Source organism: Natrinema amylolyticum, from assembly GCF_020515625.1.
Classification (GTDB): Archaea; Halobacteriota; Halobacteria; order Halobacteriales; family Natrialbaceae; genus Natrinema; species Natrinema amylolyticum.
In genome coordinates, this window is the sequence record NZ_JAIWPJ010000006.1 from 53,340 (window position 1) to 72,846 (window position 19,507).

General features: G+C 47.9%; 12 protein-coding genes and 1 pseudogene. 6 read left to right on the forward strand and 7 right to left on the reverse strand.

Annotated features, from left to right (window positions below; all coding sequences use genetic code 11):
• Positions 1-7: 7 nt before the first annotated feature.
• On the reverse strand, positions 8-991 hold the full coding sequence (locus LDH66_RS21245) for a PhnD/SsuA/transferrin family substrate-binding protein (protein ID WP_425492988.1): 984 nt from the start codon (positions 989-991) through the stop codon (positions 8-10).
• Between the two features lie 187 nt (positions 992-1,178).
• Between LDH66_RS21245 and LDH66_RS21250 the strand changes: the two are divergent.
• Both LDH66_RS21250 and LDH66_RS21255 read left to right on the forward strand, forming a co-directional pair.
• Positions 1,179-1,295: pseudogene (locus LDH66_RS21250) on the forward strand (DUF91 domain-containing protein); the annotation flags it as partial.
• Between the two features lie 115 nt (positions 1,296-1,410).
• A complete protein-coding gene (locus LDH66_RS21255) occupies positions 1,411-1,665 on the forward strand; it encodes a DUF8139 family protein (protein ID WP_226483085.1) in 255 nt (84 codons plus the stop codon).
• Between the two features lie 46 nt (positions 1,666-1,711).
• Here LDH66_RS21255 and LDH66_RS21260 read toward each other — a convergent pair whose 3' ends face one another.
• Genes LDH66_RS21260 through LDH66_RS21270 form a run of 3 tightly spaced genes read right to left on the reverse strand, consistent with a single transcriptional unit; the run spans position 1,712 to position 6,840 of the window.
• A complete protein-coding gene (locus LDH66_RS21260; protein ID WP_226483086.1) occupies positions 1,712-2,404 on the reverse strand; it encodes a hypothetical protein in 693 nt (230 codons plus the stop codon).
• Complete coding sequence (locus LDH66_RS21265) at positions 2,394-3,758, reverse strand: hypothetical protein (protein ID WP_226483087.1); 1,365 nt, start codon at positions 3,756-3,758, stop codon at positions 2,394-2,396. The genes LDH66_RS21260 and LDH66_RS21265 overlap by 11 nt, the downstream gene beginning before the upstream one ends.
• Complete coding sequence (locus LDH66_RS21270) at positions 3,751-6,840, reverse strand: hypothetical protein (RefSeq protein ID WP_226483088.1); 3,090 nt, start codon at positions 6,838-6,840, stop codon at positions 3,751-3,753. The genes LDH66_RS21265 and LDH66_RS21270 overlap by 8 nt, the downstream gene beginning before the upstream one ends.
• Positions 6,841-6,994: 154 nt before the next feature.
• Between LDH66_RS21270 and LDH66_RS21275 the strand changes: the two genes are divergently transcribed.
• Both LDH66_RS21275 and LDH66_RS21280 read left to right on the forward strand, forming a co-directional pair.
• A complete protein-coding gene (locus LDH66_RS21275; protein ID WP_226483089.1) occupies positions 6,995-10,528 on the forward strand; it encodes a PD-(D/E)XK nuclease family protein in 3,534 nt (1,177 codons plus the stop codon).
• A gap of 77 nt (positions 10,529-10,605) precedes the next feature.
• On the forward strand, positions 10,606-14,163 hold the full coding sequence (locus tag LDH66_RS21280; RefSeq protein WP_226483162.1) for a UvrD-helicase domain-containing protein: 3,558 nt from the start codon (positions 10,606-10,608) through the stop codon (positions 14,161-14,163).
• A gap of 53 nt (positions 14,164-14,216) precedes the next feature.
• On the opposite strand, the gene LDH66_RS21285 is transcribed toward LDH66_RS21280, so the two are convergent.
• From LDH66_RS21285 to LDH66_RS21295, 3 genes are all read right to left on the reverse strand, one after another.
• Positions 14,217-15,125, reverse strand: a complete 909-nt coding sequence (locus LDH66_RS21285) for a DNA adenine methylase (RefSeq protein ID WP_226483090.1) — start codon at positions 15,123-15,125, stop codon at positions 14,217-14,219.
• A 43-nt stretch (positions 15,126-15,168) separates the two neighbouring features.
• Positions 15,169-17,034 carry an ATP-binding protein gene (locus LDH66_RS21290; RefSeq protein ID WP_226483091.1) on the reverse strand — a complete coding sequence of 622 codons (1,866 nt, stop codon included), beginning with the start codon at positions 17,032-17,034 and terminating at the stop codon, positions 15,169-15,171.
• Between the two features lie 405 nt (positions 17,035-17,439).
• A complete protein-coding gene (locus LDH66_RS21295; RefSeq protein WP_226483092.1) occupies positions 17,440-17,685 on the reverse strand; it encodes a FaeA/PapI family transcriptional regulator in 246 nt (81 codons plus the stop codon).
• Between the two features lie 184 nt (positions 17,686-17,869).
• Between LDH66_RS21295 and LDH66_RS21300 the strand changes: the two genes are divergently transcribed.
• The gene (locus LDH66_RS21300; protein WP_226483093.1) at positions 17,870-18,247 is read left to right on the forward strand and encodes a DUF7344 domain-containing protein; all 378 of its coding nucleotides are present in this window, start codon (positions 17,870-17,872) and stop codon (positions 18,245-18,247) included.
• Between the two features lie 314 nt (positions 18,248-18,561).
• A complete protein-coding gene (locus LDH66_RS21305) occupies positions 18,562-19,212 on the forward strand; it encodes a hypothetical protein (protein ID WP_226483094.1) in 651 nt (216 codons plus the stop codon).
• The last annotated feature ends 295 nt before the right edge of the window (positions 19,213-19,507 follow it).

A 19,507-nucleotide genomic window follows, 5' to 3' on the forward strand; every position in this document is an offset into this window, starting at 1 on the left:
GAACTCGTTACGAGATGTCTTCGAATTCCAGCCCGAGTTCGTCGAGAACTTTTTGAATGGGTTCGTAATCCTCGCGGCTCCCCTCGACGACGTCGGAGAACCAGAGTTCCTCGCCCTCGTAGTCGTCGTCGTGGCTGAGATCCTCGGCCTCGAGGATGGCCGTCTCGACGTCCTCGCGAATCGGATCGTCCCAGTTCGAGCGGGCCATGATCGGGGCCCGCGGGAGCGGATCGGAGACGGCCAGCAACTGCAGTTCCTCGTCCGCGGTACCCGCGTTCTCGTACTCCGAGGAGAGTTCCACGAAGTCGTCGGACATCTCGTCGAACTGCTCCTGCGGGACGTTGGGTGCCGTCGAGAACGCACCCGTGGTCGCCACCGCGACGTCCGGGTTTTCGATCAGTTGTTCGGCCGCCGTGCTGTGATCCGAGTGGCGGGACTCGAAGTCGACCGGATCGCCGTCGGGTGCGGATCCGGTGTCCAGTCCGGCGTCCTTGAGCATCGTCATCGGCACGAGCGTGCCCGAAACGGAGAGCTGTGACCCCATCGCGACGGTCTCCCCCTCGAGATCGGACAGTTCCTCGATACCGCTGTCGGGCGTCGTCGTGATCAGCGAGAAGTACTGTGCGGCCCCGTAGGCGACGCGTACCCCCACGACGTCGGCGACGTCGCTGCCAGCGACGGCGGCCGACGGGGACGTGTCGGCGAGATGTGCGCGATCGCTCCGAATCGCCTGCAGCGTCGCCGCGTAACTGCTCGCCCGATCGAGGGAGACCGTCACGTCGACTTCGGACTCGATGTGATCGATCAGCGGTCGATACTGTGATTGAATATCGACGTCCGACTCCGCGGGGGTGAGGATCATCGTGATCTCGTTTCCGGAGCCCCCCAAATCCCCGAGACACCCTGCAGCCATCGCTGTGAGACCGACGGCGCTCCCCGAACGCAAGACGGCTCGCCGCGTTTCGCTTCGTTCTCCTGTCATGCGCACCATATCGAGAAATCAAATCTCTCCTACAAATATCTTCGTAAGCGTAATATTATATGCTATATCCCCCACAAATATTCTATAACACACTATATATCGAACCACAGTAATTGGGGACGTTCCGACCGAGTTCGCGCTGCGCCATCGCGGCTCCGTCCGCGAGTTTAAGTAGGAACCCGCGGCCAACCGCCCTATGATCGACGACGCGATCCGCGTGCTCGCGGGCGACTGCACCGTCATCGCCGAGGACGCCGACCGGGAGGAGTACCGCGGCCGAGTGACGACGATCGTCAAACCGGACCAAACCATCAAGCTACTAGTAGACTAAAGAGGGTGTCATACAACTCTTCTCAGTTGCTCAGTAAGCGTGCTTACGAGCGGGTGTGGTCGGTGGAGTGATACAGCTGCGTACTCTAACTACCTGTATGGAATACATCCCGCAACCCTCAACTGAGCCGTACTGCGTCGGTGATCAGGTACGGATCTACGTCGGTCCTGACGATCCCGACACAAGACATCACGGCAGGGTGTGTGAGATCATCGACATTGTCGTGGACGATCTCGGGACAGAGACCGAGCGGCCGCTGGATGCCTACTCGTACACGCTTCGTGATACGGAGTCTGGAGAGAAACTACCAATTTCGTTTCGTCACCGAGATTTAGTACCGCTTCAGACCTGAACTGCTAAAACCGACAGAGAGATGCAATAAGTTAGAATTTATCGATTCATCGGAATCTGATTGGATGGATTGCGGAGAACTCGATAGCAGTTTTGTGTTGTAATTCTGTGTGATCCCGACTATCGTACTTGTTATTCACGACAACAATACCAGGGAGTGATGGAACTGTGAGTCGTTCTATCGTTTCATCACTGACCGATTCACGTTCAGAAAAAATAAATGGAACGACAGTCTCGAAATTGTGTCCGAACATGGTGAAAGAGAGGTGCCATTCGATGACCTTCTGAGGAAGGTGACGGATCACCGAAACCCTAGTCTGTATATTGGCTTTGAACCGATCGAACCAAGATGAAAGTGCATCGTGCATCTTCTCCTCCTTTATGTCGTGATCATCAGTAATCGAATTCGCACGAATGCCAATAACATCATACTTCATTCGTTTTAGACATCTATCAGGTGCGGAATCACCAATAACCGGGGCTTCCACTGAATACTGGTAATCAGTATCATCATATCGGTTTGCGAATTTGGAAAAGTCATCAAGTGCATTTGCGAAGGTACCTTCTAACTCAACGAGGATCGGTAGTAGTCTATATTCAAAACGATCATCTGCTGGCTTCACCCAAAAAACTGAATCTGGGACACCGCGACGGCGCTCAAAACCCCGTCGTTCACAGTCGATACTGACTGGTCCTTCAAGAACTGATTTTATTTCCGAAACGACCGCTTCACGTACCACTGAGGACCACACTCAATGGTAAGCGATCTGCTAGTGTTAAGATAGTTTCACGGTTCTCTTCAGTGACTTGGACTTCATCACCACCACTAATTGACTGCCAAATAGTGATCAGTTGATCCTGATTGACTGTCTCCGAATCCGCTTTCAGATGTGTTGTAATCCACTCGTGAAGTGCACTACAGTCATCGAGAGCCTGTGCGGGATTATCTTTAACATCCATTGGCAGCAGTGCCGAATCCTCAGTTCCGAGGTGGACTTCTGGTGGCGACTCTGACTCCTCAACATCCAGTTTATCAACGAGTTCTACCTGGGCTTTCAGCCGCTGATGGAGTTGGGTGTGGAATTGACCAATCTGAATGGATAGTTCTTCAATTGAATCCTCAAGGTCTCCAACTGAAGAGTAACTATGCAATTCTAATTGGGTGTACATAGACTGAAGTTCGTCGAGTTCGGTTTGGAACATTCCACCGTCTAAATCATAATCTTCTAACTCCTCCATCGATTCAGTGACATCTTCGTAGCTGTCTGCTGTTGACGAAATCCCATCATCAATATCTCTGAGTATCGACACCAGTTGATCTAAGTCACCGGTCTCGTACCAGGATTTCAATTTCTCGCTGACAATATCTCCAACTGGAATCCCCCCATCTTCGATAGTGTTCACTGAAGTAGTGATACTCTCAATCTTATTTTCTACCTCTGAAATTTCAATTTCGGTAGATCGATTAGAGTAGAATTCTTGAATGTTAACGAAATCGAGAGAAGGTCTCCAATCACCACTGCCTTCAAAGACAGTTTCCAGAGATTTGAGTGTATCTCGTCGAGTTTCAAGTTGTTTGATGGTCGGTTTGAGATCCTGCTCCGGAGATTGTAGCAGAGAGTAGTCATTTTCAATGATCGCCGCAAGGACATTTTTTAGTGTCTCTGAAAAACCATCAACTGTTTTATATATTTCAAGATATGCAGTTCTAGCCCGATCCAATTCAAGGGGAATTTTGGATTCGAGTTTTTCGAAGGTCTGTGAACGGACTTCTTCACTGATATTTGGTTGGATAAGGTCGAGAAGCGCTTCTAAGGATTCCTCTGCAACCTGCTGTAACGGCGATCGGACCGCTTCTTCAATATCATCTTCTAACGCAAGTAGTTCTTCTGGGGTTGTTGCCTTCTCCGCTTCATTACGGAGTAGGTTTGCACTCTGATAGAACGCGTCCTGTTCATTTTCACCCATGTTTTCAACGCGTTCTTGGTAGGTAGTAACGGTCTCTCGGAACTCAGAAAGTCGCTCCAAGGTATCAGACAGCGAGTCTGCCTGATCACTGACATCCTCAACGATCGCTGGTGTGTTTTCAGTCATTGGCTACCTCTGATGTTTCCTTCTTTTCGAAGAGGCTTATGAGTACGTTTCGGCACTCGTCCAATTCCTCCTCAAGCGTCTCAGACTCTGCTTTGATTGTCTCTAAGTCACTTTCAAGGGATGAGAGGTGTGTAATATGTTCTCCGACAATATTATTCAATTTCTCAAGATCATCATTGTCTTCAGGGATACTGAGTTCAGTATGACCAATGTGCGATTCTAAATCGAAGATCTGGTCACCGTAGTCTTCCACCTGCCCCAACGCCTTCTGCCGATTTTCGAAGGCGATATCAATAAATTCTTCTTCGGAAATAGTTGTGTGAACACTCTCGAAGAGACGGACAGCATCGGTGATATCACTGACAGTTGCAGTGGCTATCTGTGATTCGAGGTCATCGATCTGATCTGAGATATCCTCAAGATAGATATCAAGTAGGAACCAGTAGTGATAAGCGATTGAACCAGCGGATGGGGCCGCGTCAACTTTTTCAATGAGATCTTCGACACCAGTCCGCACCTGTGTAAGATTCGTCTCGTATTGGTCTAACCTGCTTGCCTTAATATCTATCCACGTTCCAACATTAACTGTGTCAGGTGATGTCAGGGTATTATTGCGATTTGCAACTTGATCTTTGTAGTCCTCGATAGTTGCGAGTTCTGAATTGATATCAGAAATAACGTTCCGCAGTCGTGATTTGATGTCTATTTCTGGATTTTCGCCTGTAGTCAAGCCAGTAATCAGCAACGCACGAATCAACCCGTAGCCGAGATGGGTGAGTCCAGAAACACTGGCGACTGGTACTTGTCCGTTTTGTAGGTCAACATCTGGATCGTCAAGTTTCTCAATGATGATCGAAACGTCATTGAGATTTGCAAGGGCAGTCAGTGTGTCACGAGTCTGTTTGACTGCTGGGGCTAGCTCGTTGTTCACTTCGTAGTGAAGACGTTCGTCATTAATATTATCTCCGTAGCCGCTTTGTGTGAAGAGATCATCAAAATAGGACTTGAATTGTAGACCTCCTTTATTACCAGCTACAAGATCGTGATTTATACTGTATTCTAGTCGTTTGTAAAGCTTGCTATACTCACGAGTCGGCTCGTACTCAGGACCAAAGAGCAGAAGATACGATAGTGCAATCGTCGATTCAACGAACTCTCCGTTCGACCAATAGGGCTTTTCCCCATTCAATCTCTCTTCATTCCAGAGAAGCGTGTTAGTGTTGGGAAGAGAGTATGTCTCTCGATAAGTCGTCTCAAGAGTTTCAATTTGATCGATTGCGACTTGTCGAAGCTGATCATAGAGCGTTTCAATCGTGTTTCGGACTTCTCTTTCCTGGCACTTGTTTAGGAGATCACCTTTCTTATTTTTATCAATTGTATAAGGGTCTGATAGATCTTCGTCTTTTAATCTTCCATGTAGATTTGCGATAAATGTCCAAAATCGATTTGATTGATATGATTCAATTTTAAGTAGATGATGCCGGGTATAGACATCAATATCTGAGCTGGAGTACTCGAAGTCATCATCGTCTGGAATAACTAATACTGTTGGATCTGTGATGTCGTAATTGTTTGTGAGCTCTGTAAGTTCCGCCTCAAACGACTCAATAGTAGGACAAAATTGAATACTAACGGAATCGTTTGCGGGGATTCCAGTTTGGACTGAAAGTCCTCGCTCCATTGCGTCCTCAAGATTATCTGTTGACTGCTCGGAGACACGCTCTGGGTTGACCGCGATCGGTGGAAATGCCCCCTGGACAATTCGAGGGGCAGCAGTGGTGACATACCGATCTACCTCATCCACATCCCTCGTTTCGGACAGCCAGCCTGTATGGAATACTCCTTCAGCATCATCAAGAGCCTCTATAGCGATTGAACGGGCAGAGCTTGCGGGCTCGAATGAGACAGTTAGGTCGCTCACGAGAGACAAAAATGCGTCTGCTTCGTCTTCATCTCCCAAACTGACCGGAGGAAATAGCCCCTCCTCAGTTACTGCCAGACCTGAGAATACACGCTTAACGTTGCGGTCAAGGATCTCAAGAGCATCTTGATGGTCTTCAGTCTGGTCGAACGAATACTCGTCTTTGAGGATGTTGATGGCAATGTGTTGGCATTTAGTCACCGTTAAGCCACTCTCGTAATCGACTTGCCACTCATCCAATCCGCCCTCAAGGAAGAGAAGGGCATTAATTGCGGACTCCCAGTTTTCTCTGTCCAAGTCCGTCCAGAGATTGTTAATTGGACTTGTGTCTCGGAAATTCTCTTCTGCTAGATTACGGAGCCAATCAATGGCGTCCGCATCAACATCTTCAGGGAGATTATCGATTAGCTTAATTATCAGTCCAGTCCGACCACGTGCGAGCCACCAGATAACATTTGCGAGGGCGACTGCATCAGGACGTTGATCCTGTAATAGATTTCGCACATCATCGACTTCAAGTGGAGGAATCCGAATTTCGCGCATACGCCCCCAATCTGCCTCACCAATAAATTCGAACGCAGAGATCATCCCGAAACTCCAAATCTTGATCGAATCCTGAAGACCATCGTTGATTTTCCGTAGAGGATTATCATCATCTTGGTCCATTGCTTTGATGAAATCCTGGTAGGATTGCTCAACTTCGTCAAAGAAGAGGGCAGTCTTCACAGTTCCATCTACGTTGACATCATCAGCATGCTTTTCCACGAACACCTGTTTTGATTCGGTGTCAACATTTGGAAACCAGTTAATTCCATCTGGATTGTTTTCTGTGTAGGCGGTGAGTTGTTCATCGATTCGGTCTTGGATCCACTTATTAAGATTTGATTCTTCTGAATTGCTAAACTGTGTTAGCATCTCTCCTGGATCTCCAATGTAAAAGGCTGGTATACCGCGATCCCAGGAATCATTGAAAAGGTGATATATAAGTTGAGTTTTTCCAGATCGGTACGCACCAACTAATGCGAGCGGATCCACTGCGTTGCCGTCCTCAAACGCAGTAAAACTCTCCTCTGCACGTGACAGATGACGATCATGTTCATCTGTGAGTGGCCTCCATTCTCGGTCCAAGGAGGCCTTTCGGGTGTCCATCGTGTTACCCATTACTACAATTATTGGGAAAGCGGGGGTACAATAGTTTTGTGTATACAGGTTAGATAACGTTTTCACAGATATAAAACAGTTTATTTGAAGTATCCGAAATGATGTATTGATGTCTATTAGATAAGATTTTATATCGGGACTATCTCATAAGTCTATGGCGATTCGAGTTCGCACGGGGTCCGCGATCGAATATCTCGAAAGCAAAGCCGACAATGCTGCCATGACCCCCGCGCGGCATCCTTCGGGTATGTGCATTCTTTCAGGTCAACTGCTCAAACAGAATCTCAAAGAGGCCTTAGATCACCAGAACCTGCCGACATCAAGACTTAGTCACTACACAACAGTTGAGGATCTCTCACGTACACTTCTCAGTCCTACTGATTCGCCAAGTCGTATCTTAGCTGATAGTATCCGTGACCGCCTTGTCGAAGGAATCTTCATGCATGCGGATCCGAAGCCGGGAACAGAAAACGCGGCTGTTCCTGTTGAGTTCGGCGACTCTGTAAAGTCATCAGAAAAATCAGCTATTGAAGCGTTAGCCGCTAGACTCCCATATCAGGAAGAGGATACTAGAGAGGCACTCATCACAGAGTACGATGACTTCCTCCGATGGACAGATGCAGCAACCAATATCACGCCGGCAACGCGCCAACTCACCCAATTGAACAACCGATTTGCGCAGGTTCAGAGCAATCGTTCACTCACCGCATTTAAGGGGATCGAACGGATCATTGAGTCAAAACTATCGTCGCTCGAATTAGATCGGCAGCAATCACGAAGTCACCTCGTCCATGAAGCTCGGAATCATATTTCTACCCAGTGGACTGCCGAGTACAATCATGTCGAGTGGATTGCAATCGTTGGCATCAGTGTGTTCGACAACCCGACTTTACGTTTCATCGAAACGTTAGCAGCACACGACAAAGCGCCAGACGTAGAGATATTTACTGGAACTGGAAGTACTGAGTACAATACGTGCCGATTTGATTCACTAACAACAACAAGCACACCCGCCCCCGGAGAGACAGCGGACCCAACACTGGCAGCTAATGCAAGCGAGACACTACTGACCGCAACCTCGAAGCAGCCTGATAGTATTCCTGATGGTATCGAATTTATTGAAGCTCCGTCTGATCAACGGGCTGTCGAACATGCTGCGGCGGAAATCCGAGGACTTGTCCAGAATGGAACACATCCGCGTGAGATTCTTATCGTCGCACCAGACGCTGGGAGCTACCAGTCTCTCGTTGAACAGGCATTCGAAACCGTAGAGATCCCAGTTCATGTCGAAACTCGCCGCCCATTTGCAAATATTCCAGCATATCGTTGTTTTCGCACGCTGATTGATGTTGTCGATGCAGTCGCTAACGATCAACCAATAACGTATGGAGAACTGGTGGACCCTCTTCGCTTAGGGTACTGCCCCCGAGGAAGCTATGGCCGGACTTGGCCGATCGAGGGGCGTGGATTCACGAAAGTCGAACAAGAACTCCATCGGAAACAGCAGTTCTACAACAACGAACCAGACCGGTATGAAGGCCAAGGAATAGTATTCTCTGAATGGCGTTCTCTGGTCAATGAAATACCAGACTGGACGGGCCCATGGGATGCTGTCACAGAGTACCTTTCTGACATTGAAACATTAGCAGACGGGCCACCAACATCTGGCGAGGAACTGGAAGATCTATTTGGAAAGTATCTCGGGGCATATGTTCGCCAAACAGTCGATCACAAGCGAGAACTGAATACGGGTCCTGCGATTGACGTAACCCGAACAACACTGGACGAACGACATACTACCAATGAAGCAGAACACGTTCGGAGTGCACTTGGAGATGTTGGAAATCACTACGATCGGGTGCAGGAACTATTTGATGCTCCGAGGAGTTGGTATGAGGTCGGCCGCGCATTCTCTGCAGTCTTAGGGAAGCAGTCCTATGGGAAGAGACATCTAGACCAGTATGCTGTACCCGTGGTGGACGCCGGGAACGCGTTCTTTAGAGAAGCTGAGCATGTATTCTTCTTAGGGATGAATGCAGACGAATTCCCGGGAGAAGCATCCACACCAACGTTTCTACATCGTGAACTCCGTGAGGCTGTATACGAACAGACACGAGCCGGCGAAACACCATATCATCATTTAGATAGTAGAAGATCGAATTATGAAGAGGCACTCGACTTCTACCAAGCAGGACTCTCGACGCTGACTTCAGATGGGACAATCCGATTGTATCATAGCTATCGGGATGAGCGTGGAAACGAGATCGCATGGTCTCCGTTCATTGATCTGTTCGATGTGAACGCTGACAAGGACGCATCAAATCGACCAGTCCAAAGACTCTCCGTTGGTGATTGGATGCCAAGTCCAGAGTCTAATACCGAAGCAGATTGGGAAGTTCTTGCCGGTCAAGTGGCACCACGTGAGCGACTCCGGATGTTGCTCTATTATGCGATGCAACCTCATATAGCGGACACAGATACGATTTCGGCGGCCGGTGTGGAGGCGATCGCCGCTCGGCTTAAACAACACCCACTAACAGCACTTGTATTACCTCGTGTTGAACGATATCAAGAGCCACCGACCAGTGTCACCATTCAACCAGACGAAGCCGCATTCAGTGAAGTGTCATTAGATGCTGTCACAGGGGAGCCACATCACCCTCACGAACTGGACATGCAGGCACAGTGTGGATTGAAATACTATTATTACCAATTCATGTATAATTTCACTGGGAATAATCCCACGAGAGGGGAAATACCAAAGTACTACTCACAGACACCCCATTGGCGACTTGGCCATCTTCCATATATTGTTCGAGAAAACTACGCGGACCCACGTTACGTCGAAAAGTGGAAAGACATAGTTGAGACGCTCCTTCCCGAGCGTCAGAGCACAAAGCGAGGCCTTGCGCAATTCCAGTCTCAACAACAGCTCCGAGAATGGGTCCACGATCAGGATCGGTTTTCTGAGTACGATATGAATACAATTTATCAAAACCTTCGTGCCGAGCGGGAGCTTGTTCTTGCCGAACGGGAAGCCGATATCAAGCGCGATTGGAAATGGCGATCTGGAGGGGAGGTCACAATAGAGGGCCACGATTTAGCTGTCCCAGCGTACCGCCTTGACAGAATTCAGAACGGTGATAGCACATATGCGCTCCCAATCTTCTTTACTCGATTCTCCAAGCGGGCTAATAGCGCTCTAAAATCTTGTTTTGATGGAGCTATTTGGGAATCCAACGAACAGACGGGGGAACTATGTCTTGATTGTGGTCGGGAAGAGAACTGCAACTACCACTCGAAGTACGTCATTGATCATCGTATGATTGCGGGTCACCAGCACGAAAGCAATGAACACGACTCAAAGGTTATTGGAATAGCACTACAGGAACAATACGCGGGACCGAGTGACGGCAACCGTACTGTTGCCATTCAAAACAACTATACTAATATTATTGCTCCAGAGGGCGAGTGGGTTGAGAAGTTAGTCCCGCGTGGATATCCCCAAAATTGGGAGAGTAGTGTCGAAGACTGGAAACAGAACTTTTCTAAGTTAGCGGATACGCTTGATTCATCTAGCGAGATAGAACTAACAGTTAGTCCGACAGTTGTGGATCGTGACGATTGTCTTAACTGTGTTTACCGTGATCTGTGCCAGATTCCGGATTCGGGGGTAGAACTCGAATGAACCACAATGAACTCGTCGCGGACTTGGAACTCGAAATAGCGGACGGGTTCGAATTTACTGATGACCAAGCTGAGGTCATGTACGCCTTCCAAGAAGGATCTGGTCGGGTCGCAGTTGGATCAGGGGCAGGAACAGGGAAAACAGCCACACTTACCAGAGTTGTCGCGGAGACAGTTGCCCGAATGGCTCAGCCTGATCCAGGGTCATTGACCGAGAACCCGTTCACTGATATTCTTGTTACGACTTTTACCCGAGATGCGGCTGGACAACTGAAAGGCCAAATAAAGAAACTACTCAGAGAGCACGAGGAAAATGTGGACACAGCCTTTGACCCGGCACTTTGGCGATGGCTAGAAACCGACAGTAATATTTCTACGATCGATTCGTTTGTCGGGGATCTCTTGCGTGAGATCGCCTCTGAGGTACATGTTTCCCCTGAGTTTGATATCCGAGACGAGATAGAGACAGATGAACTGTTACAGGAGATTGAGCGGACGCTCCGAGACGATGATGAGTATGAAGAGGCGCTTGACTTGCTTGAAGAGGCGCTAACGGAAACATCCCCACGACGATATCTATTCAATATCCATCAAGATCTTCGTGAAGCGTGCTATGAGTTCCCTGCTCCGGGGGCAGATTCAGGTACTGATATTTTCCGAACTAAAATGCAGTCAGGCCTTCACAACGATCGTGAACCACCATTCAACGGCGCGGACATTAGGAATATTGTTTCCCATGTAACTGGAATCCCGGAGGGCGAAATCTCCGAACCGAGTGATGAGAGCCAAAAAGCAATCGGGGACGAGTATCGGCACAATATTGGATTTGCTAACGCCTTGGATGAGTTGTTGGATGCATTTGAAGCAGAGTACGATTCCCGAACCCGAGAATCCGGACAGCTCTCCTATCAGGATATCGTATATATTGTTTGGGAGTATCTTGAACACGGTGATAGCAAACACCTTCAGAATAGCCTTTCTGATCGCTTCTCTAAGGTTTTTGTTGACGAGTTCCAAGACACCAGTTATGCCCAGTGCCGTATTCTCAGTCACTTAATCACGAACGATGAAAATGGCGGTGACATTCTCGTCATCGGTGACGTCAAACAGTCGATCTACAGTTGGAGATCGGCAGATCCAGAGATATTTGCACATCTGCTTGAACATGCTGCTGATGAGGAAGCTAACGGTGATCCTGACCGCTACTTAGAAGTGACCGACTGGGAGAGGGCCGAGTTGGTAACGAACTTTCGGAGTCATCCTCATCTTGTCCGCGCTGGTAACCACCTGTTTGATCGACTGTTCCAGCATGACGGCTGGGGCGCAATCGGAACATTTTCGACAGACTTCCAGCCATTGCGTCCATACCGTCCTCCCACGAACGATGATCAGAGTCACCTACACGTTCTTCCACTTGGTGACGTAAATGCCGACGAATGGCGTCAGCGTGACCCTCAACAGACAGCTGCGACGATTCGTGGGCTAGTCGATAACGACGATATCATGGTTGGTGATGACGATAAAAAGCGGTCTGTCAAAGCAGGTGATGTCACGCTCCTGTTCCGTCGTGGGAAATACATGGAAGAGTTCCGTGATGCACTTGATGACTACGGGTTAGAGAACGCAATCGTTGCACATCGTGGGCTGTTTGCAGCTCAGGAAATTCGGTTCATTATCGATGTTCTTGATTGGTTTGCTCACCCTCACTCGAAAGACTCGCTATTGCGGATTCTCCGATCGCCAGTAACTGCGTTGTCAGACCATACACTACGATTTCTCGCACGTCATGACTGGAACCTACCGTATGCGCTCGAAGAGTGGTCAGACGACGACTTAGATCCAGACGACCGCGAGCGATTAGCAGGGCTCGTTGACTTGCACAACGATCTCCGTTGGGACCGAGAGGGATCAAAGGCGGACCTTATCCAGAAAATCATTCAGCACACTGGACTCGAAACTGTACTGTTGGCGGGCGAAGATGCGATGCAACGGTATGGGAATCTCTGGGTTCTCGTTGAATTAGCTCGTGACTGGGAAGAAGAAGAATTGCTTCCGTATCGAGAATTTGTCGATCGACTCCAACGATACCGCGATATGGCAACCTCAAACAATGAAACATTTGAACTCGCCCAAACGGCGGATAGTAGTAACGAAAATACGGTTAAGCTACGGACGGTCCACAGTTCGAAGGGATTAGAATTCGACGTTGTTGTCCTTCCAGATCTTTTAGCTGGCCCAGGAGGGCGAATCCAAAGTCGAGATCGTATTCAATTTCGTGACCCAGAGACCCGCGATCAGGAATTTGCGGTCGCGCCACGCTCACGAGATGGACCAGTATCATATAATGAAGGGCCAGGAAACAATTGGATCAACTTAGGGTATCGCTCGACGTTGTGGCTTGCTCCAGACCGGGATGATATGGGCCGGTTCAGGTATGACCATCCGTTCAATCCGGCTATCAAAGATGAGTTTGGTGAGTTTTGGCGCTTGCTTTACGTAGCCTTCACGCGGGCGAGCGATCACCTCATTCTCCCACTTGGGAATGAAATTACATATCATAATGAGTGGTCATCATGGGCACATCCATTGTTAGAGGTGTTCCAGCGTAGAAAGACTTGGACGGCATCTGAAAATGATGATCCGGTAACGTTCAATCTTGAGGCAAATAGTATGGAAGCCTCCGACGATGTGCCAGAATCGATACCGCTGGATATCGGGTTATTAGAACAGCCTGGGCCACCAGCCGCAGAGATGATTGGGCTTCCAGATATTTCTGTATCAGCAGCCGAAAAAAGAGACGAGACTGAGTTTACATGGGACGGTATTCCGTTTGCGCCACGTCAGCTGAACCCATCGACATTAAACGATCTCATTGCATGTCCACGACGCTATCAGTACCGGGCACTACAGGAGGTGAGCGAAACGCGAGGAGAGTCTCCACCGGGAAACAATGCACCAGATGGTGTGCAACCAACGTATTGGGGGACACTTGTTCATGGAGCGATAGAGGCATTGCATGAGGATATCATTGTAGATAGATGGGACTCTAAGAGTAATAGCTGGGGGGAAAATGTAACGAACTATATTGAACTGGAAGACGAAATCCGAGATAAGTTGGAAACAAGCCTTGAAAGCTATCGTGAGTCTAAACTGTGGGAACAAGTGTTGTCAGCTACGACAGTGTTACCGGAGTACGAATTATCGGCAGTCCATCCTGATGAGCCACAGGTTCATCTTAACGGGGTCGTCGATCTATTGTTAGAAACGAGTTCCGGCTGGAAGGTTGTTGACTTTAAGACTGGAAAAAAGCCACAGACAGATTCTTATTTGGAGAAAAAGTATAAATGGCAATTGACGACATATGCTTGGTTGCTAAAAGAGGAATACGACATTGAAGTCGCATCGACAGAGTTATTCTATGTGGAAAGTGGTGATCGGATTGAATTCGATACAGACTGGACTAACTTCAGTTCGTATCTCTCTGAACTACCGGATGAATTGCGAGTGACGTCTGGAAAAGGATTACCTGTCCGACCGGATCCTGACCCAGCGAGACATACCTTAGATGAATTAGATCTGGAATCTCGGTGTGGTAGTTGCCCATATAAGAGCATCTGTGAAGTTTGGAAAAGCTAGTGACAAAACGATCACTAATAGAATAGTTCCAGACAACTGGTGTGGGGCAGCATTCACCGGAAATTGTCGAAGTCCTTATGATCCCAAAATTGAGGACTATTGGTGACGATAATATCGGTATCCCCGAGTTGCGACCGCTGAGACGAGTCACTATTTATCGATCGAGATGCTTTGATCGGTTTTATTCTAAAGTTCTCATGAAATTCGTCATGATTCGTATAGAGATTCTTTGCATCATGGGAATTCGTTATCATAACGATAGCTCCCCGACGATGAAGTTTTAATGCAATATCACGTAACTCTTTCTGTCGTTCTTCATCGAAGCCACCTGGTTGATACTCGTCGAAATGGCGTGCATCCGACTGTTGCTGGTACGGCGGATCCAAGAACACCAAATCATTTTTACCGACTTCCTTTTCGATAAACGTGAAATCCTTTGAAGTGATGGTGGTGTTCTGAAGTGCGTAATGGCCACGTTTTAGATTTCCTTTGATAGACTCTGTCTTGATTATCTTACTCTTCATCGGTACGTTAAAATCTCCATCTTCGTTCGTTCGATAGAGTCCATTCCAGCATGTACGGTTTAGGAATAAAAATAATACCGCTTCGCGCAGTTTATCTTCACAACGGCCATTTTGCAGTTCGTTAAATTCCCGTCGGCGGGTGTAGTAGAAGTCCTTCATTTTCTCTTCAGAGTTGAAACGACTGAGATCGTCATCTAGGCGGTTGTTTGCAGTAATTATATAATCGAGATTATCCCGGAATTGCTTGTAGAAGTTTATCAGAGTGGGATTGATATCATTGATATGGCCGTTACTTGGCTCTAACTCAAAGAATACAGCTCCACCGCCAAAGAATGGTTCATAATAGTCGTTGAAATCTGTTAACGGCGGAAGGCGAGACAAAATATCGTCAATCATCTGGCGTTTGCCGCCAGCCCAGCGTAAGATCGGATCTGCCATCTTGCCGTATAATGAGAGGGCGAACTCTAAAATCGCCCGGTCTTCAGTCCAAGGACTCTTTGAGGTGTTCTCTGAGTTCTTCCCAGAGTACCTCATCTGTTGACGAGTTGCCAATATTCAACTGGTTGGTCAATTCCTTTCTGGTAGTCTCCATAACCCTTGAGCCGCGCTCGTCCTCAGTGTCGCCGCCGAGAACCAAGAATATCTCAGCTTCTTCAGTTGATTTCGAGGGGTCTTCAAGTTTATCAGCTGTATAGACTGTTGGACCCTGATTGTTCGTTGCTAAATCATCTCCATCTTGACCATCGAGTTCGCCAAGCGTGGCTGGGAGATCATCTGGTGCCTCGGAAAGGTCTCGGAGATCTTTCTTTCCGTGTCGGCTCATATGTGCATCATACCGTGCGGTTTGCCATTCTGGAAGATCATTGGGGTAATAAACACCGTTGTGATGGTGCACACGGGCTAACTCACTGATCTGCCCGGAAATCTCATGGGGATGTTCAGTGGCTACCTCTGCTGGTGCTGAAGAGACAGTGACTAGGTTTTCACGGTTGCGATCACTTTCTCGCTCAAGTTGCATGATATAGGCATCAACCTGCGCCTCATCCAAGACGTCCTCACGGGTGATCTGAAGCTGTGCATCTGCCTGTGCTTTTCGTGTGATTAATTTGATGTCTGAGAGGTCAGTATCAGGCCGATGTTGTTTGACCACTTGAGTTCGATCGGAATAATCGTGCACCTTCGGTTTGCCGTCGTTGATTGCAGCAGGGTGATCCTCATCATACGGTTCTAGGAACGCTTGCGGAACACGGTCGGCATCGAGATCAAAATACGACTGTACAGTGCGCCGCAGCCAATTATACACGCCCTTGCAATCGTCAGTACCCCTCATAAACGGATTGTGCTTATCGATCGATGATTTTTGGGTATCCCACGGAAGTACTTGACCATCACCATCTGTTTCCAATTCGACGATCACCTTCAACCGTTGATGGCGGGGATTAAAGTTGCCAAGTCGATCTTGTCCACTGCCGAATCCGCCTTCTGCATTGCGGAGTCGGCTTGCGACTTTCCGTTCTTGACAGTAGATATCCGTTCCAGCCGCTCGGTTGCTTTTCTTTGTTAACAGGCCGACTGTAATGTGGAGGTAAACAGGGGCGTCGAATTCCGCAATATTTAGTTCGATATTTTTATACCGTCGAGGATGAAGGCCATCAAACGGTGAGAACGACCAATTGGGGATCCCTTCGGGCTCGACTTTCTCTCCGTTCACGATAATTTCCAGATCATAGTTCGTTCCACGGAGCGCCTGCATTTCATCGCTCAAAAACATATTATATGCCTCTCCGAGCCGGTTTCGCAGTTCTTGTTCTGTCTCCTCATTCCAATTATAATTTAGATCTTCAATGAGGATTTCGGTTGTTCCGGGTTGGATATCTTCGGCGTCATGTACTGGGACAGTCCAGTCCTCGTCATCATTGAACCAGTCTTCTGTAATACGATAGGTCCAACCAACATCTGCTGTCTTGTCACGCGACCGGATCTGGAATGGGAGACCAAGATTCACCAGGCTCTTTTTTGCTCCGACACCGAACGTACCAATTGCCCCAGAAACCTGATCTTTTGCAGTTTTTCCTAAACCAAATAGCATTGCTGCGTCGTCCCGCGGGACGCCGCCTGCCGTATCACGAACGATGAGCTCCGTTCGTTCCCCATGTTCGTTTATGTCTATATCTATGTGTGCTTTTCCCGTCCGTTCATTCGATCTTTTCCAAGCATCAAGGGAATTATCACATAATTCTAAAATAGCTGATTCGAGAGTTACGTCGGATTTCAAAGCGGTTAGGGTATCCTTTGTGGGGAGAAGTTGAGCCCGATCAGGATCTGCATTCTGATAAAACTGGGACATACTATTGGACGGGTTCGACACTAGTTTAAATGTTCCGGGAAGATGTCTCTGCTTCTGGAGTGAACTTCAGCGGTGATTCTTGGTAGAAACTCATATCATCAGCAGCCGATGCGACAGCTTTGCCACTCGCAGGGAGGCCGCTTGACTGGGGCGTAGCGGTAACGGCCTCACAGAGGATGAGACAGTAAGGGCTCGATGGCACCCAAAGACGATCTTCTCCACGCGGGTGATCCCCTTCGACCTGTCTTTGCATCTCGAATTATGTATCGAACGCATCGCCAATTGCTACGACTCGTTCCCGCATTCGCCCTCAGCGATCAATAGGCAGATGAAAGAAGATACAATATGTTCACCCCTCCTCACTGCTCCCAGAGTCCATCGTCATGCTCCTGATGGATTTCTGAGTTATGGTTCTTCAGGTGTCGATGTATACCCAGGATACCACCAGACCATCCCACGAGCACCAACCTTCTTACATTTAAGCTTATTTTCTTGCTCTAAATTCTCTAATCGATCTCGGACTCCTCTATGCGTGATGTCGAAGTGAGATGCAATCTCTGACGTAGTCAAAACTGGATCAGAAGACGAGCGAAACACGTCCAGGATATCGTCGTCAGTGATCGTCGGCTTACGGCCAGGTCCGTCGCTCATTATGAAAATCGCTGACCAGATGGTAGTTAGCAATTTATTCTCTTGAGAGAACTAACCATCATTAGTTCTTTCAAAAGAACTAATCCCTGACCCAATTTGCACATGGTTATGTTGATGATCGCTCGCAGGCACGTCTTGGGAGTACCGGTATTTGAGAGTCCTGAGCTAACTCTACGAGTTCACCATGGGCTACGACAATTACAGTGATGACTTTCTCTCGCGGGTCTATCACTCGCTCAGAGCACAGCGCCGTCGATACGTGATCGAGTTGGTGGCAAAGTGTAACGATGAGCTCTCGGTTCGAATTCTCGCTAAGGAAATCACTGCGCGGGAACAAGACGTTCCGGTGGATAGAGCGACTGGTGAACCCTATCGGAACGTATACAATGCACTCTCTCAGACGCATCTATCGACCCTTTCAGACGTCAATATCATCATCTATGACTCCGAGAGACAGGTTGTTGTTGCAGGATCTAATCTCACGATCGCACTTCTCTTGAACAATCTCAACGAGATTGCGCTCCAGACGTTACAAAGTCAGGGATATACGAATAAAGATTGATGTCATTGTCGTTGTACTTTCCTTTAGGAGTTGGTAATACGGTTTCTTAGAGCTACATGCTTGAACAAGGACCGTTGCACACAGAACCCAGTGATTTTGTCATCTACGTTCAACGCGAAAAACCGGGTGAACCCGAGAAGGAGACGATCTTACGCTCGGCATCAACCGGTGATTGAGTAAGTACTTGACTTTCAACGTACACAGTAACATGAGAATCTGAAAAGATTATTCTCGGATGCGGAAGGGTACCGACGCACCACTGGTTCAATCTACGTACCAGAAATGACCAGACAATCATTCGTATACAATAACCAATGTTCGTAGCCAAGAGAAATGATATTAACCATATCTACACGGGTAAAGAAATACAAACACTAATTAGTGAAAGTTATTATCCAGGTCTAGAATACAATTTCAGTTGCCCTATTTGTAATAGGGAAGTCGAATATAATGGGCTGTCAACAGATTATCTGTTCGAATTCTTCGTTCATAAAGATGGATCGCCCGACTGTTTCGCGGCCGAGTCGGTATCTGGAGGACATCAGATTGCCGTTGAAATAACTGTAAAAACCCTCCACAACCGTATCAATGAAGTCACTGGTAAACAAGTAGAGATCAACGTCGAAAAGTGGATTGGGACTCAGCCAAACTTCGTGATCGCGGATGTAAGGATCACGAGTCCTGTACAGATTGCTGCTGAAATTTATTACAAGGCATCAAAGCTTGCTCTGTATCGCCGCCTCAGAAGAATGTTCTCTAATGGATATCGTACGTATCTGATTTTCCACACCGGCGGACGTCATGATGTCGATCGGGTGGAACAGTATGTCCAGCGGGTAGCTCCACTCAAGATTGGGCGGTTCAATCCGGCGACTCTGGAACTAACACTCGGTGAGCTATTTACTGAGGAACAAGTAAACCTCAACCAATATAACTATGATTCTCTACCGGATTACATTAAGTAATAAGAACTAAATGTAAATATTCTCATTCTTAAACTCAAAACGGGTTATTTCAGTTTAGTTTTCATTAGACGTCCAATCACCGGTTGATGAAATGGCTTGCTCCCGCTAATATAGTAGTAGCGGTCAGAAAGAGACCAAATTGTGACCCCGCTCTCAAGCATGAAACATAACAGCCATCACGGCCCATGTAATTGTAGTTCAGTAGACGAGATAGTAGAGAATCATCGAACAGACCTCGTCAAATTTTCACTCCACGGAGATGAGTTTATACGTGTTCTCGCAATCGCCGCTCTTA